Origin of the sequence: Bradyrhizobium sp. B097, from assembly GCF_038957035.1 — a bacterium.
Lineage (GTDB): Bacteria > Pseudomonadota > Alphaproteobacteria > Rhizobiales > Xanthobacteraceae > Bradyrhizobium.
The window spans coordinates 4431995-4446390 of sequence record NZ_CP152412.1 but is presented as its reverse complement, the minus strand read 5'-3'; the positions used below and the strand labels follow the sequence as shown (position 1 = coordinate 4446390).

16 protein-coding genes and 1 pseudogene are annotated in these 14396 nt (G+C 62.4%); 9 read left to right on the top strand and 8 right to left on the bottom strand.

What is annotated here, in order from left to right:
- The first annotated feature begins 247 nt into the window (after window positions 1-247).
- Window positions 248-400: a hypothetical protein gene (locus AAFG07_RS20960; protein ID WP_342728893.1), complete on the top strand. Its 153-nt coding sequence runs from the start codon at window positions 248-250 to the stop codon at window positions 398-400.
- A 198-nt stretch (window positions 401-598) separates the two neighbouring features.
- Here the strand turns inward: AAFG07_RS20960 and AAFG07_RS20955 are convergent.
- Window positions 599-1314 (bottom strand): annotated as a pseudogene (locus AAFG07_RS20955) (IS5 family transposase).
- A gap of 441 nt (window positions 1315-1755) precedes the next feature.
- On the opposite strand from AAFG07_RS20955, the gene AAFG07_RS20950 reads away from it, so the two are divergent.
- The 5 genes from AAFG07_RS20950 (at window position 1756) to AAFG07_RS20930 (ending at window position 5613) form a co-directional block, all read left to right on the top strand.
- Window positions 1756-2388 (top strand): HAD family phosphatase, encoded by a 633-nt coding sequence (locus tag AAFG07_RS20950; protein WP_342729202.1) that lies wholly within the window; start codon window positions 1756-1758, stop codon window positions 2386-2388.
- Between the two features lie 19 nt (window positions 2389-2407).
- Window positions 2408-3619 carry a gephyrin-like molybdotransferase Glp gene (gene glp / locus AAFG07_RS20945; protein WP_342728891.1) on the top strand — a complete coding sequence of 404 codons (1212 nt, stop codon included), beginning with the start codon at window positions 2408-2410 and terminating at the stop codon, window positions 3617-3619.
- 231 nt (window positions 3620-3850) lie between these two features.
- Window positions 3851-4555, top strand: coding sequence for a transcriptional repressor LexA (gene lexA, locus AAFG07_RS20940; protein WP_342728890.1), 705 nt, complete (start codon window positions 3851-3853; stop codon window positions 4553-4555).
- A 256-nt stretch (window positions 4556-4811) separates the two neighbouring features.
- On the top strand, window positions 4812-5240 hold the full coding sequence (locus AAFG07_RS20935; protein ID WP_342728889.1) for a hypothetical protein: 429 nt from the start codon (window positions 4812-4814) through the stop codon (window positions 5238-5240).
- A 145-nt stretch (window positions 5241-5385) separates the two neighbouring features.
- Complete coding sequence (locus tag AAFG07_RS20930) at window positions 5386-5613, top strand: hypothetical protein (protein ID WP_092114591.1); 228 nt, start codon at window positions 5386-5388, stop codon at window positions 5611-5613.
- On the opposite strand, the gene AAFG07_RS20925 is transcribed toward AAFG07_RS20930, so the two are convergent.
- From AAFG07_RS20925 to AAFG07_RS20915, 3 genes are all read right to left on the bottom strand, one after another.
- Complete coding sequence (locus AAFG07_RS20925; RefSeq protein ID WP_342728888.1) at window positions 5610-7301, bottom strand: ComEC/Rec2 family competence protein; 1692 nt, start codon at window positions 7299-7301, stop codon at window positions 5610-5612. The genes AAFG07_RS20930 and AAFG07_RS20925 overlap by 4 nt on opposite strands.
- Before the next feature lie 225 nt (window positions 7302-7526).
- On the bottom strand, window positions 7527-8069 hold the full coding sequence (locus AAFG07_RS20920; RefSeq protein WP_342728887.1) for a hypothetical protein: 543 nt from the start codon (window positions 8067-8069) through the stop codon (window positions 7527-7529).
- Window positions 8066-8599, bottom strand: coding sequence for a hypothetical protein (locus AAFG07_RS20915; protein ID WP_342728886.1), 534 nt, complete (start codon window positions 8597-8599; stop codon window positions 8066-8068). Before AAFG07_RS20915 ends, AAFG07_RS20920 begins: the two co-directional genes overlap by 4 nt.
- 577 nt (window positions 8600-9176) lie before the next feature.
- Between AAFG07_RS20915 and AAFG07_RS20910 the strand changes: the two genes are divergently transcribed.
- The 3 genes from AAFG07_RS20910 (at window position 9177) to AAFG07_RS20900 (ending at window position 11972) form a co-directional block, all read left to right on the top strand.
- Window positions 9177-10139: a hypothetical protein gene (locus tag AAFG07_RS20910; RefSeq protein ID WP_342728885.1), complete on the top strand. Its 963-nt coding sequence runs from the start codon at window positions 9177-9179 to the stop codon at window positions 10137-10139.
- A 106-nt stretch (window positions 10140-10245) separates the two neighbouring features.
- Window positions 10246-10509, top strand: coding sequence for a hypothetical protein (locus AAFG07_RS20905; protein ID WP_342728884.1), 264 nt, complete (start codon window positions 10246-10248; stop codon window positions 10507-10509).
- Window positions 10510-10937: 428 nt separating this feature from the next.
- Window positions 10938-11972, top strand: coding sequence for an ATP-binding protein (locus AAFG07_RS20900; protein WP_342728883.1), 1035 nt, complete (start codon window positions 10938-10940; stop codon window positions 11970-11972).
- A gap of 270 nt (window positions 11973-12242) precedes the next feature.
- Here AAFG07_RS20900 and AAFG07_RS20895 read toward each other — a convergent pair whose 3' ends face one another.
- The 4 genes from AAFG07_RS20895 to AAFG07_RS20880 are packed head-to-tail and all read right to left on the bottom strand — an operon-like array spanning window position 12243 to window position 14384.
- The gene (locus tag AAFG07_RS20895) at window positions 12243-12419 is read right to left on the bottom strand and encodes a hypothetical protein (RefSeq protein WP_342728882.1); all 177 of its coding nucleotides are present in this window, start codon (window positions 12417-12419) and stop codon (window positions 12243-12245) included.
- The gene (locus AAFG07_RS20890) at window positions 12416-13090 is read right to left on the bottom strand and encodes an SPRY domain-containing protein (RefSeq protein ID WP_342728880.1); all 675 of its coding nucleotides are present in this window, start codon (window positions 13088-13090) and stop codon (window positions 12416-12418) included. Before AAFG07_RS20890 ends, AAFG07_RS20895 begins: the two co-directional genes overlap by 4 nt.
- Window positions 13087-13752: an ATP-dependent Clp protease proteolytic subunit gene (locus AAFG07_RS20885; protein ID WP_342728879.1), complete on the bottom strand. Its 666-nt coding sequence runs from the start codon at window positions 13750-13752 to the stop codon at window positions 13087-13089. The genes AAFG07_RS20890 and AAFG07_RS20885 overlap by 4 nt, the downstream gene beginning before the upstream one ends.
- A complete protein-coding gene (locus tag AAFG07_RS20880; protein WP_342728878.1) occupies window positions 13749-14384 on the bottom strand; it encodes a hypothetical protein in 636 nt (211 codons plus the stop codon). The genes AAFG07_RS20885 and AAFG07_RS20880 overlap by 4 nt, the downstream gene beginning before the upstream one ends.
- Between the last annotated feature and the right edge of the window lie 12 nt (window positions 14385-14396).

The following is a 14396-nucleotide window of genomic DNA, read 5'->3' as shown; positions in this document are numbered from 1 at the left end:
CGGCGCTTTCCTTTGTTCCTTCGGAGTTACCGGATTCATACGGGTCGAAGACTGAACCTTATTGCTCGCTCGCGCGTATCCATAACGTCAGGATTTTGCCATTCCTCCTGGGGCTAGAACCAACGTCGCCCGTCCTATTTCAATGCGGGCGGCGTTGCGCGTTTCTGGCCTGCAACGAGACGCGCCATGCCTAGGCAGCCGACATTGATGAAAGTTCCCGGGCAGGAACCGGAACGGATATCAGCCGATGTTAGTTGGGCACCATGATCTCGAAGGATGGAGCGTCATCGCCGTGAGCCGAAAAACCCTGCAGGCGCGTTCAGAGCAGGCGCTCGTCGTCGTCATCCTCAGCACCGGCGCGCTGATCGCCTACCTCGGCCTGGCGCTTTCCAGAATGTGAGAGGTCTGCCCGGCAAGCAACAAGTCGCTGGAAGGTGATTGTTGCGCGACGCCGGGGCCACAGCCCTCATCAACAACACGAGCCTGTGGTTATGGGTCCCTGCTTTCGTGCGGGCGACGATCGGGACGAAGACCGCGCCACACATTTGATGTCGTCCTGGCGAAAGCCAGGACCCATTACCCCTAGGTAGTGTGGACACTAGCGCATCCATAGGACAATGGCTGCGAGGGTGACGACGGCGCGATAATTTCGGGCGGTCTTTTCGAAGCGGGTTGCGACGCGTCGGAACTGCTTGAGCTTTGAGAAGCAGCATTCCACGAGATGGCGCTGGGCATAGAGATGCTTGTCGAGCGGATATTTGAGCGCGCGTGACGGGTTGTTGGGAATGACGGCGAGCGCGCCCTTGGCGGCGATGGCTTGGCGCAAGTGATCGGCATCATAGGCCGTGTCGGCCATGACGACCTCGGCGGATAAGCCCTCAATCAATGCGGCGGCCTGCGGTGCATCGCCCTTCTGACCTGCGGTAAGCGTGAACCGCACGGGACATCCCAAGCCTCGAACGGCCATATGTATCTTGGTGCTCAGGCCCCCGCGCGAGCGGCCGATCGCTTGATCTTCAGACCCCCCTTTTTGGCCCCGGCGGCGTGCTGATGCGCCCGAACGATGGTGGAATCGACGATCAGATATTCGAAGTCCGGGTCATCGGACATCGCCTCGAATATCCGCCACCAAACACCCTTGATGCTCCATCGGCTGAAGCGTCGGAACACGCTGTTCCAATCCCCAAAGACCTCAGGGAGATCGCGCCAGGGAGACCCCGTACGCACGATCCACAGCACACCTTCCACGAACATCCGGTTGTCGCGCCCGGTAGAGCCCTTCTGATCGGGGCGCCCTATGATCAGCGGCGCCATCCGCTCCCACGTCGCGTCGCTCAACACCAATCGGTCCATCGCACCCAAGGCTGCCTCCCAAAAGCAGCCTTGAATCTGATTTGCTCCTAAAAGGGAATCCTTAGAGTCCACACCACCTAGTGTCCATTGTTGCGCGACGCTGGGGCCGCGATCCCACTCATCAACGAATGTCGTGGTTATGGGTCCTGGCTTTCGCCAGGACGACGATTGGGGGAGATCGCGGGTTCGTCTCTATCATCGTCACCCCCGCGCAAAGGCTTCGCCTTTGTCGCTGGAAGAAGCCGCGGAGCGGAGTCCGGGGATGACGGGATTGAAAGCTTCGCCGTGGCCGCCCTGGGCCTGCTTTCGCAGGGACGACACCTCGCCACCTTCGTCGCATGCCTGCCGCACAAATCGGGGACATTGCCGCCCGCCCGCAATTCTCGTACACGGTTTCACGCAATGACCTCGCAACTCTCTCCCGATTCCGTCGACGTGCTGCTGTTCGATATCGGCCGCGTCGTGCTCGACATCGACTTCGAGAAGGTGATGGCGCACTGGGCGCAGCATGCCGGCTGCGCGCCGGCCGACCTCGCCACGCGATTTGTCGTCGACGACAGCTTCAAGCATCACGAGATCGGCCGGATCGACGACGCGGCGTTCTTCGCAAATCTGCGCCGGACGCTCGGCGTCAACCTCACCGATGCGCAGTTCCTCGAAGGCTGGAATGCGATCTTCACCGGCGAGATGCCGGGCATCGCCCCCCTGCTCGCCACCGCCGCGAAGCGGATGCCGCTCTACGCCTTCTCCAACACCAATCCGGCCCACGTTACGCATTTCTCGGCCGTCCATGCCGAGCTGCTCAGCCATTTCCGCACCGTCTTCCTGTCCTCGACGATCGGCCATCGGAAACCCGACGCCGAGGCCTACGATCATGTGGTAAAAGCCATCGGCGTGCCGGCGTCGCGGATCCTGTTCTTCGACGACCTGGCCGCCAACATCGAGGGCGCGCGGGCGCGCGGCCTTCATGCCATCCACGTGACATCGACGGATGACGTGGCGAGGGCTCTGACTGCACTTGGTATTGAACATTAGGATTGAAGGAGCTCCGAGCGTGGCCCTGATGCCGGTTGCCGATGCCCTGTCCGCCGTCCTCGCCGGCGCCGAACCGCTGCCGGAGGAGATGGTCGCGCTCGATGCCGCCTACCACCGCACCCTGGCGCGCGACCTCGCCGCGCTGCGCACCCAGCCGCCGCAGCCGATGTCGGCGATGGACGGCTATGCCGTGCGCGCGGCCGACGCCGGTGATCTGACGGCCCGGCTCAGAGTGATCGGCGAAGTCGCCGCCGGCCGGCCGCTCGAGCGAATGGTCGGCGCCGGCGAAGCGGTGCGAATTTTTACCGGCGGCGTGATCCCTAACGGCGCCGACGCCGTCATCATCCAGGAAGACACCGCCGTCGACGGCGACCACATCACGATCACCGAGCTAGCTGCCGCCGGACGGCACATCCGCCCGGCCGGCGTCGACTTCCGTGAAGGCGACGTACTGCTCGATGCCGGCAGCCGCCTCTCCGATCGCGCGCTGTCGCTGGCGGCCGCCATGAACTATCCGGAGCTTGCGGTGCACCGCCGTCCGAAGGTCGCGGTGCTGGCGACCGGCGACGAGCTGGTGATGCCGGGCTCGGAGCCCGGCGCCGGCCAGATCGTCTATTCCAACGGCTATGCGCTGCGGGCGCTGGCCCGCGCCGAAGGCGCCGAGACCGTCGATCTCGGGGTTGCCGCCGACACGGTGGAAGCCACCACCGCCGGCATCCGCCGGGCGCGCGAGACCGGTGCCGACATCCTGATCACGACCGGCGGCGCCTCGGTCGGCGACCACGACCTGGTCAAGCAGTCGCTGGAGGCCGAGGGCGTCAAGATGGCGTTCTGGCGGATCGCGATGCGGCCCGGCAAGCCGATGATGCATGGCCGGCTCGGCGCAATGCGGGTGATCGGCCTGCCCGGCAATCCGGTGTCCTCCTATGTCTGCGCCTTCCTGTTTCTGGTGCCGTTGATTCGGGCGTTGAGCGGCCGAAAAGCTGTTCATCATCGCCGCGCGAGCGCATTGCTCGGCCGCGACCTCGCCGCCAACGACCAGCGCGAGGACTATCTGCGGGCGCGTCTGGAGGCGCGCGAGGACGGCACGCTGATCGCAACGCCTGTCATGCAGCAGGACTCGTCCCTGCTCGGGAATCTCGCTGCGGCACGGGCACTTCTCGTGCGTCCACCGTTTGCGCCCGCCGCCGTCAAAGGCAGCGAATGCGAGATCCTGACACTGCCCGAGTGACGGCGCAGACCGCATCGCTTGAGCGCTCGCCGGATGCGTTCACCGGAAATTAAGTGGTTGCGGAACACATATCGAACATATAGTGTCCGTTCATGATTTGTTTCGAGTACTGGTGTGTACAAATGGGAGGCCGCGAGGGAGCGCTTGTGATGAGCACCGTGCTCCTGAGGTCAGGCCCCGCCTGAAAAGTCTCGGAATCGAACGACGCTACCAACCGGGGGAATACTCGAGATGCTCACGCGCAAACAGTACGAACTTCTGCGTTTCATCAATGAACGTCTGAAGGAGGCCGGCGTACCGCCCTCGTTCGACGAGATGAAGGATGCACTCGACCTGCGCTCGAAGTCCGGAATCCACCGCCTGATCACTGCACTGGAAGAGCGCGGCTTCATCCGCCGCCTGCCCAACCGCGCCCGCGCCATCGAAGTCATCAAGCTGCCCGAGCTCGCGGCCGGCGGCGGCAACGGCCGCCGCGGCTTCACCCCGAGCGTCATCGAAGGCACCCTCGGCAAGCGCACAAGCACGCCGCCGATCGCCGAGGACGACGGCAACCGTCCGGTCGCGGTCCCCGTGATGGGCCGGATCGCCGCCGGTACGCCGATCGAGGCGCTGCAGACCCGCAGCCACACCATCAGCGTACCGCCCGACATGCTTGGCTCCGGCGAGCACTATGCGCTGGAAGTGCGCGGCGACTCGATGGTCGATGCCGGTATCCTCGACGGCGACATGGCGCTGATCCAGCGCAACGACGTCGCCAACACCGGCGACATCGTGGTGGCGCTGATCGACGAGGAGGAAGCCACCCTGAAGCGCTTCCGCCGCCGCGGCGCGTCGATCGCGCTGGAGCCGGCCAACACCGCCTATGAAGTGCGCATTCTGCCGCCGAACCGGGTCCGCATCCAGGGCAAGCTGATCGGCCTCTATCGCAAATACTGAATTTCAAATACTTGCGGCGGCGGGGAACGAGCGACACATCGGATCGTTCCTTGGATGATAGGGTAGTGTGCTGTTTGCCCGATGCGCTCCGATACCTCTCACGCAGCGTCGCGTGTTTGTGATCGGGAGCGTTGGGCGACCAGTCGTACAATCGCCCAGAAACGAGGAGACACTCGTTCGCTATCGTCCACTCTGGTAGAGGCCCTATGCCTCAAGGAGAGGCACGGGTCGCTACCTCGATTAGAGGAGCCATCCGATGTGTGACTATAGTCTGCACGCCGTGGCGTCGCGCCCCGCCATTGTTGGAGAGACGCTGATCACCACGACTTTCCGCGGCACGTCGACCCGCGGCTTTGCTTCGGAGACCGATCCCACTGTCGCGGTCTGCATGCTGCCGGGCACCGAGCTCGCTTTCGCCGAGAACGTTCGCTACGACAGCCGCTGGATCTGGACCAAGACGATGAACTTCCGCGTCGGAGTGTTCAACGAAGTCGAGCCCGACGTTCCCGATCGCCATCATGACGCGGTCGAATTCCCCGACGGCAGCCATGTGCTGGTGACCCAACTCGTCGAGGGACAACGCGTCAGCGTGCTGCAATTGCCGGCACTGCATCCGCCGGTCGAGCAGAAGCCGAAGATAGTGGAGCGGCGCCCCTCCGCATTTGCGTCGCTGTTTTTGGGTTGAACGCATCGTCGCCGCGGGATGAGCTGTCCGGCGGCGGATGACCTAAGCGATTTCGAGCGACCCCGGACGCCGGGCTCCGGGGCGCAGCTGGAGAATTGCGTCGACGCGCGCCTTGGCGCATCATCGGGCACGGAGGACGTGCGTGGTGGTCGACAAGGTCACATGGCAAAAGGCTGGACGCGTCACGGAGCCGGGCCGCTACATGTTCCGGTTCGGCTGGCTGACGGTGACGGCTGACGACCTGAAGGTCTGGGAGCAATTCCCCGAGGCTTCCTTCACCCTCGTCAAGAAGCCCGACGCCGGCCCTGACTCCGACGAATACCATCTCGGCCTGTTCGAGTTGCCGACCGGCCCCTCACCCGACAACGGCTAATCTTCGCCCTGCAAATCGGTCTCGGCCGGCGTCGCATCCACGGCGGGCCGCGGCGCGCTGGCGGGTGTGCGTAGCGTCGTCTCGCTCTCGCCATCGCCGGGAACCGCCGGCGACCACGGCCGGTCGATCCCGCCGGGCTTGACCGCATCGATGGCGTAGCCGTCCCTGATGCGCCGCAGCACCAGCGCGCCGTGGCGCCGCAACCGCTCGGCATCGATCACCGAGGCCGCGCAGCCCCGCGGTGCCGGCCGCGCGGTCACGATCAGCGCCGCACGCTCGCAATCGTCGGCCAATGCCTCCGGCCGGCTCGCCAGCGCGACGAAGGCGCCGCCGGGCCCCTGCGTCACACAGCCGCTCGGATCGCAAGAGACGCCCTCGCCGAGCGACGCGTCGGTCGCGGTCCGCGCATCGGCATCCGCCGCCAGCCACTCCTTGACGAGGAAGGCGTCCTTCGCGCTGTGCATGAGATGCAGCCGGCCGTCGCCGCCCCGCACCGCAACGTTGCGACCGTCGGCGGAGACCAGCACGTCCGGCTGCGGCACCCGCAGCGCCCAGACCGAGGCCACCACCAACAGCACCGCGCCCGACCAGCGCAGCGGCGTGCGCAACAGCCCGAGCAGGATGAGACCCGTGCTTGCCACGACCATCGGCCCGATTCCGAACGCCGCCATCCGGCCGACCGCGCCCGGCAGCGCAGCAACCCATTGCGTCACCAGGATCATCCAGTCGATGCCGAACCCCATGATCGCCCAGAACACGCCGTCGAAACCGAACGGCATGGCGAGCAGCCCGAGCAGGCCGGCCGGCATCACGACCGCCGACACCACCGGCATCGCCGCAAGGTTCGCCAGCAGCCCGTAGGGTGTCACGCGGTGAAAATGGAACGCGGCGTAGGGCGTCGTCGCGAGCCCCGCCACCAGCGAGGCCAGCATCAGCATCGTGAGCTCACGCCCGCCCCATAGCGCAACCCGTGCGGTCGCCGAATGGTCGGGCGACGCCAGCAGGTTCGGCAGTCCGATCTGCACCAGCGCCACCAGCCCGAGCGTCGCCGCAAACGACATCTGGAAGCTCGGATGCACCAGCGCTTCCGGCGCGATCGCGAGCACGATCAGCGCCGCCACCGCCAGCGTGCGGAAGGTGATCGCGCGGCGGTCGACGATCACCGCGATCAGCACCACGGCCGTCATGAAGAACGATCGCTGGGTCGCGACCTCCGCCCCCGACAGCAGCAGGTAGAACGCCGCCGCGACGAGCGCGGCCGCCGCCGCCCATTTCTTGATCGGGTGCCCGGCCGTCAGCGCCGGAAACAGCGCAAGCAGCGCCCGGATCGTGAAGAATACGACGCCCGCGACCACCGCCATGTGGTAGCCGGAGATCGACAGCACATGGCCGAGCCCGGAGATGAACATCGCGTCGTTGACCGGCGTCGTGATCGCATCGCGCCGGCCGGTCAGCAGTGCCGTTGCGATCGCGCGCTGATCGCCATCGAGCGTGGTGCGGATGCGCGCGTCGATGGCATCGCGCAGCCACTGCATGAATGCGGCATAGCGCAGCGCGAGACCGCCAGTTGCCGGCGGCTCCCTGGTCTTCACTGCGCCCATCACGAAACCGGATGCGCCGATACCCTGGAAATAGAGATCGCGGCCGAAATCATAGGAGCCCGGACGCTGCGGCCCGAGCGGCGGCATCAGCCGATAATAATCGGCTCAACATATTGATATTACTGCAATAATATACTAAGCCGTATGCCAGCCCACAGATCAACCCACAAACAGCCTTCCCGCCCCTGACGTCGCCGATGGCACAGGCCCTGCAATCTAAGCTGTGCTGGGGATTTCAGTGTCCCAGTTCAGGAAGAAAACGCCGCCGGGCGTGTATTTGTGAGACCGGCGGCGTCTTTTATTGGGACGGGATCAAATCCAAGCAGCCGCCCAGTCCGTTAGACGCTCCGGAAGTGGCTTGTCGAGCAGGCCGGCGACCAGCACAGCGAGCGCCGCGCCTTCGACGTCACCTGCGAAGCCTGAATCGAACTCGACGTTGTTGCCGTCCCATTCGAAATGCAGAACCGCAGAGGCTACCGCCCGCATGCCCTCGATGGTTCTCGGTCGTATCGTGATCACCCGGGCAAACATCGCCCGCAGCCGATCCATGGCATCCTCAAACTCGGCCGTCGCCGCCGTGACGCCCACCGCCTCATCGATAGCGTCGATAGCAGCAGTGTATGCTGCCACGGTGCCGAACGAACGGGCCTCAGGGTAGGACCGACTGGCTATATCGTACAGACGACCGCTCTCATCGTTTAATGCATCCCTATGCCGCGCTAATTCGACGAACTGCCGCGCGAGCTCGATTAGCTCGGCATCGGGATTTGCCGATGTCGCGGTTGATGCCGTGGCCGGAGCCGCCGCGGCGGCGGCCATGATCTGCAGGCCAAGTCTCCGGGATATCGGCTTCATGCCAGCACCCCTTTCTGCCAGTCCTGCGTCTCGGCCCCCTGTTCGTATAGGCCCTCAAGGTCGGCAATGCCGCACTCGGCGGGATCACGCTCAAGGTCGCGACGGCCGCCTGCGGCCCAGCGCACCTGGCTGTGATCGTGATCCAGGGCGCCAAGGGCTGGCTCCAGATCGGCGTGATCCAACTCGGCGTCGACTTCGACCCGCTCCTCGCCAAGGCGCTGCCGGTTGCAGCGTTCTTGGTTCAGCATGCGGTCGAAGCTACCGAGGTCCGGCTCACGGTCGTCGCCGCCACCGCCACGCCCCTGCCCGGGGAAGGCCTCTTGGGTACCGAGCGACGGCTCGAAGTCCTCGTCCGGCTCCCGCTCCATATGCTGGTCCGTATCGTCGAGAAACCGGACCAACCAGTCTATCTCGTCCCGCGCCTCTTTGCGGAGGCGACCAATGGTCTGGAAGATCTTTTCAGGGGGAAGGTCGGTTCGGAAATATAGCTCGCCAGCGGACTGCGCTGGGACTCCCAAGGGTGCTTTCATGGTGCTTCTCTGGAATTGCCGGCTTGTCACGGCCGGGTGCCAGCGGACAGCGCTGGCGCCGGGAGGGTGACAACACCGCCAGAGACGATGCGCAACGGCCTTCCCCTTGCGGGTCTTGTATAGCCGCCGCTCTCCCGGCATAATGCGCCGGTTCGCGCCGACGGCTATCGGCACGTTCGATTTCGATGGCGACGGATGATCCCGGCAAGGATCGCCCTGCCATCGCTCTGGTACCAAACTGGCCCGGCAAGGCCTTTGGCGGGAGTTGTCACGCTCCGCCCCCATCCCACCTGATTTGCAGGCGAACAGCAAGCCCCCTTGGGGCGGCTTTCGCGCGTCGCAAGCCAGCCATATCCCCAAGCAGCCTTCCGCTGTGCACTGGCATATCGAGGATTCCGGGACGTGCGCTGCAGCGAGCCTCGCAAGTGCGTCCGAATGGCATTTCGATCTTCCCGCTCAAAATCGGGAGGCGGTCGCCATGACGACACAGCTTTGTCGACGATGCGAACAGGTTCTGCCCTTAGCCAATTTCCATCGAGCGGCTCGCGACCACGTTCAGAGAATATGTGCGCTCTGCATGGGCGACATCATCGGTGGCCAAGAGTTCACGATGAACTCGACCGAAGCCGCGACCATCATAGAGCGCCTCGAGTCGGGCGAGGCCCTTCGAACGATCATCGGTGGTTTTGGCCGCACGCCAATCTGTTCGCGTAAGGCCTTCTTTAGGCACTGCGAGTTGCATCCGGAATGGGGTCGGAGAGCGCTGGCGCTGGCTAACGCGAGAAGCAAATCTCGCGTCTTAGATGGTTGTAAAAAGCGCGTCGCCGCTCGCACGCATTGTTCGCGCGGCCACGAGCTCACCCCCGAGAATACGACCCTCGTGATAGTCAAGCGCAACGGCTGGCGACATCGCGAGTGCAAGATCTGCCGTGCTCAGTGGAACTTGCGAGGCCGCTACACCAGGGAGCAATTAGCCAAGGTGGTCGACATAGTGAAAGGCGGCGGCACGCTTACAGACGCCACGAAGGGCAAAGGTGCCATTATCAAATGTGTCGGGCTGCAAACGGCCTTCCGGGATAATCCAGCATTGGAAGCCGAGCTTCGTCCACTTTCTCAGTTGCATGCTAGGGCGAAGCTGAAGTTGGCGTGGGGCAACTGGAGGTCGACACGCCCACCGTCGATTATCCGACCGCGATCCGGCAGGATTTCGATCGTCAGTCGAGAACCTACGCTGACCGGCGTCTTAGCCGCACAGCCACATATCGTGTTCACTACGATAGACGAGGTCGTTCCCAAAACGCTCGAGTTCGAGCGGCGTCGCGAGGTCGTGAGTGAGATGATGCTGGCTGTACTGGAAGGGCGGCTACAGCTTGAAAACGCGAAGGCGGCATATCCATCGTTCCTCACCGTGAGCTACCGGATGTTCGCGCATCGAACCTACGGCGATATACGAACGCCGATATCGCTAGATGCGCCGGCCCACCTCGACAGCAAGACCCCGCTGGTTGAGCTATTGTCGGAGCGTGCCCTCTGGGAATGAATCGCGGGCGAACTACCGTAAAAACCCGGACTGAAGCCGGTCGGAACTCGACTTCCCTGCGCGCCTAGGTTGCGGTACGCTATGCCCTTTCTTTAAGGGATATTTCATGACGGAATCTGCCGGATTATTGAAATTCGGGTTGATCATTGCCTGCATGGTCGCCGTCGCCATCCTCTATGCAGCGATCGCTTCAAGCCAGAGCGTGGATGATTCTCCCAAGGCGCAGCTGGAGCGCATCAGAGACGAATGCAACAGGACATACGGGCAGGGAACGCAGCGGTCGATTGACTGCTTTATCCAACTGGGCACCCAAATGGCGACGGAGCAGCGGCGCGATGAACTGAACCGCATATATCAAAGGGCGAAGTGATCAGCTGCTGACGGCAGCTACGATGTCTGAAAAGTCCCCGTGCCCTTTTTGGGCGGAGCGTCTACCGAACGTATGATCGAGCCTCGCTTGCCGCAGACCGTGCAGGTGAACCGCGGATCGAGATCGGACAGCCGCATCTCGTCTGGCCATCGCGCAGCGTCCATCTGGACGTTGTGAGAGCACCGATAGTCTTTGCAAAATACGATGATGCGCGTTGCGCCAGTTTCACGCATTTCGCGGAACGTGATCTTGGTAGGATAGTCCCTCATGCGCGCGATTACAGCGCTCGCTGAAGCGGCTCGCAATCCCACGAGAGCTAGCGCGTCAAGGCCAGTTCCGACGCAAGAAGTCGGTCAAGCCGCGCTTCCCTGCCCGCGTAGGTTGCGGTTACATTGCCGGTGTGCTCACTTTCCAGCGAGAGAGATTGAATGACGATGCTTGCGGACGACATCAGGGCCAGAGGCCTGGCAGCAATCGAAGACCTCCTGACAAGTCGAGCTGAGGAAACACTCCACATTGAATTCAAAAGTCTCAAGGACAACTCTGGCGAACAGATAGTCAAAGATGATCGCTCTCTATTGGCGAGGGCCGTCTGCGGCATGGCCAACGCCGAAGGCGGCACTATCATTGTTGGTATCAAATCTGCGAAGCTTGATAGAATCGACGTCGCCTCGACAAAGGAGCCGATAGGTAACTGCACACGGTTTAGAAACCTGGTAGTAGCCGCACTTCCCGACTGGCTGTCTTCACAGCACCCCGGTATCGAGGTCTTCGCCGTCGAGGGCGAGCCTCCCCCGGCCGGCTACGTGATCGTAAAAGTTCCAGCCTCGGACGACCGCCCTCACATGAGCAATCTCCACCATCAGTATTTCAGACGCGGTAGCGATGGAACTCGGGTGCTCGAACATGACGAAGTTCGCGAATTGATGCTGGGAGCACGTCATGGCGCCTTGGACATTAAGCTGTACGCACGACAGACTTCGCGCACCGGCCTCGCGCACAGGATGGATCTCATCCTTGTCCTCGTGAATGCAGGAAGAGTGGCTGTTCGCGCTCCTTATATAAAGTTCGATGCCGGCAATGGACCGACTTGGCGCAACGCAACATCCAGCTATGAGGAACGACGTTTGATTTCGGGTTACGGAGTGTACTCAATGCCAGGCGTTGTCGTACACGTTGCCGACGAAAACCTAGTGGCAACACTAGAATACGGCATCTCATTCTCGGGCCCCAACGGGACCGGCGCGCAAAATATCGCGCATATCCAATCCAACTACGACGATCTCCTGTTCTCTGTAGGCCGATGGGAAACTGTTAGGGATGCAAAACCAGGCACTGTGCTAGGAGGCGGAGGCCTCAAGGTCGCGGGTATCTTTGGCGGCGAGAATGCTCCGGCCCGCAAGTTTGATTTTGCGCGAACTAAGCGGGAACTGTTCGATCTATTCGCGCCAAAAATCACCTGAGAGACTGAGGCGGATGCCGACGCTCTTGACCTTTGCGCCAGGACCTAGCCTTCCCCTATCCCGCTGGCTAGTTCGGAACGCGATGCGGTCGATGAGCAACCAGGCCGACAGGCCTTGCTCTCGCTCGTTGGTTGCGGAACAATCCTCATACTTCAGAGAGGACATTTTACGATGCGCCTTACAAAGCTTAGCAGCGGCGGATATCAGTTAAATGCCGACTCCGGGAAAGAGATCATTCTTTCAGAATTCGAATTTCTCGGGCTACTCCGACTAGCAGATCAGCATCGGGATCAATTGAAAGCGCAGCGTGAGAGTCATACTCATCAGCCCGTTGCGCGGGCTCCAGTTGCGAAGATCGTGGTTGGTCTCGATTCTCATCGCACCGAGGTTGTTGTTCGCTTTGTTTATGAAGGCGGCGGCGAGAAGGCATACGATTCTTGTCCTCATGGCGGCCACCCCAAAGTAAACCCGAACGGGACAGATCCAGAAAACGCCGACGCCCCAAGGTTGGCAGTTAAGTTGTCACCGACAATTGGACTGCCATAGGGACTAAACGCGACCGCAGGCGCCATCGCGGCTACTGGGTAGGAGGCGCCTCCCGTGTTCGTCGCTGGATCGGCTGTGCCGATGCCATTCCAGTTGCCGCCATTGAGACGAAACCATATCCGCTGGTTATCGGCATCGAACGCGACGCCGATAACGCTTCCGGTTGCAGAAGCAGCAGCCCCCACCGATCCGGATGGGCCGCCGTTGCTGACAATACTTCCACTGCCCAGCCAAACGCCGACTCCGGAACCCGTGTTTCCGTTGACTGCAGGGAAATAGCCATAGCTAGCCGCCATGACGCCGACGAAATCCGTGCTTCCATGCGACGCGCCGACGGTGACTTCAAAATAATACTTGCCGGAACTCTGATATGAGATGGACCTGGCACCGCCCGTGCTTGTGTTGCTGCGCGTCGCGGTCAAATTGGCGTTGGACAGCGTAGCGTTAGAAATTGAGCCGGGGTCGAAGGCAGAACTTACGCCAACAACGGGCGGAGGCGCGGTAATCGCACCAACACGACACTGCAGGATCGACTCGGCAGTTATCTCAACAAGCCAATTGACCCCAGTCACGATGCGACCTCCGCGTGATCTTCGATCGCATGAACGAAACCAAACTCAAGGGCTTCCGTTGCGGTCCAGTTGCGCCCTTGCGTCATCCAATCGCGCGCGCGCAGTTCGGTGATACCGAGACGTGACGTCAGCACCGCAGCTGTCAAATCATCGGTTGCCGTCAGCGATTCATTGATGGCCGCCTTGGCGGCTTCTGATAGCTGCCGCATGGCCTCGAATTGTTCTGGAGTGCAGAGCCGCGCAGACCTGTGAATCAAAACCGTTCCGCCCGGTACGATGGTTCGAAAGTCTGCCGCTAGCGCGAGAAAGATTGCTGCGCTCGAGCACCGGCCAGTAATCCGGGCCGTGACACGCCAAGGGTGGTGCAGAAGAGCCAGCGCGATGGCCGCCGCGCTCCCCGCCTCACCACCGGCGCAATCGATCAACATGGATATAGATCGGTCACTCGCGTCGCGGATGGCTTGCAAATAGTAGTTGGTATCGCGCTTCGCAGCGCGCCCCTCCGCAACGTCGACGCCCCTAGGTACCGACGAGTGAAACTTCAGCACTAAAGGCCGCCCCGAACCTTGTGGGCGCACCGGCGGATTCGGACACTCAGGTAGCGCCGCCGCCTTGGTTCGAGGCTCCGCGTGGATGCAATAGATCTCGGGCACGAAGCTCACGCCGACCATCCCGCGGTGAAGCCCGACGGAACCGCGTATACAAACGCTGCCGCGCCGAAATTGGCCGTGAGGTTATCGCCAACAGTCGGGCTACCGTATTGGCTAAACGCAACCACCGGCGCGTACTGCGCTGCAATCAGCGTAATGCCGCCCGCGTTCGTTGCTGGATCGTGCGTCCCGTTGTTGTCCCAGCTTCCGCCATTGAGCGCATACCACGCCTTTCCTGCGACGGCGTCGTGCGCCACGCGGATAATACTTCCCCCGGCATTGGCGGCCCCAATGTTGCCAACGTTGCCGCCGTTGTTCATGATGTTGCCGTTGCTCAGCCAGATGCCGGACCCCGCGCCAGTATTGCCGTTTATGAGCGGGAAGTATCCGTAGGTGGACGCCATAATACCGATCGTGTCGGTGCTGCCGTGTGAAGCTCCGACTGTGACCTCGAAATAAAACCTACCGGCGCTCTTGTAGGAAATCGATTGAGCACCGCCGGTGCTCGTGTTGCTGCGCGTCGCGGTCAGATTGCCATTCGAAAGCGTGGCGTTGCTGACGGACGCTGCGTCAAGCGTTGTCGGCGTGAACCCGCCGCTACGTATAGCGGGGCGCGTCGCTACAATCTGCGGACTACAAAACATCTATAAACCTCG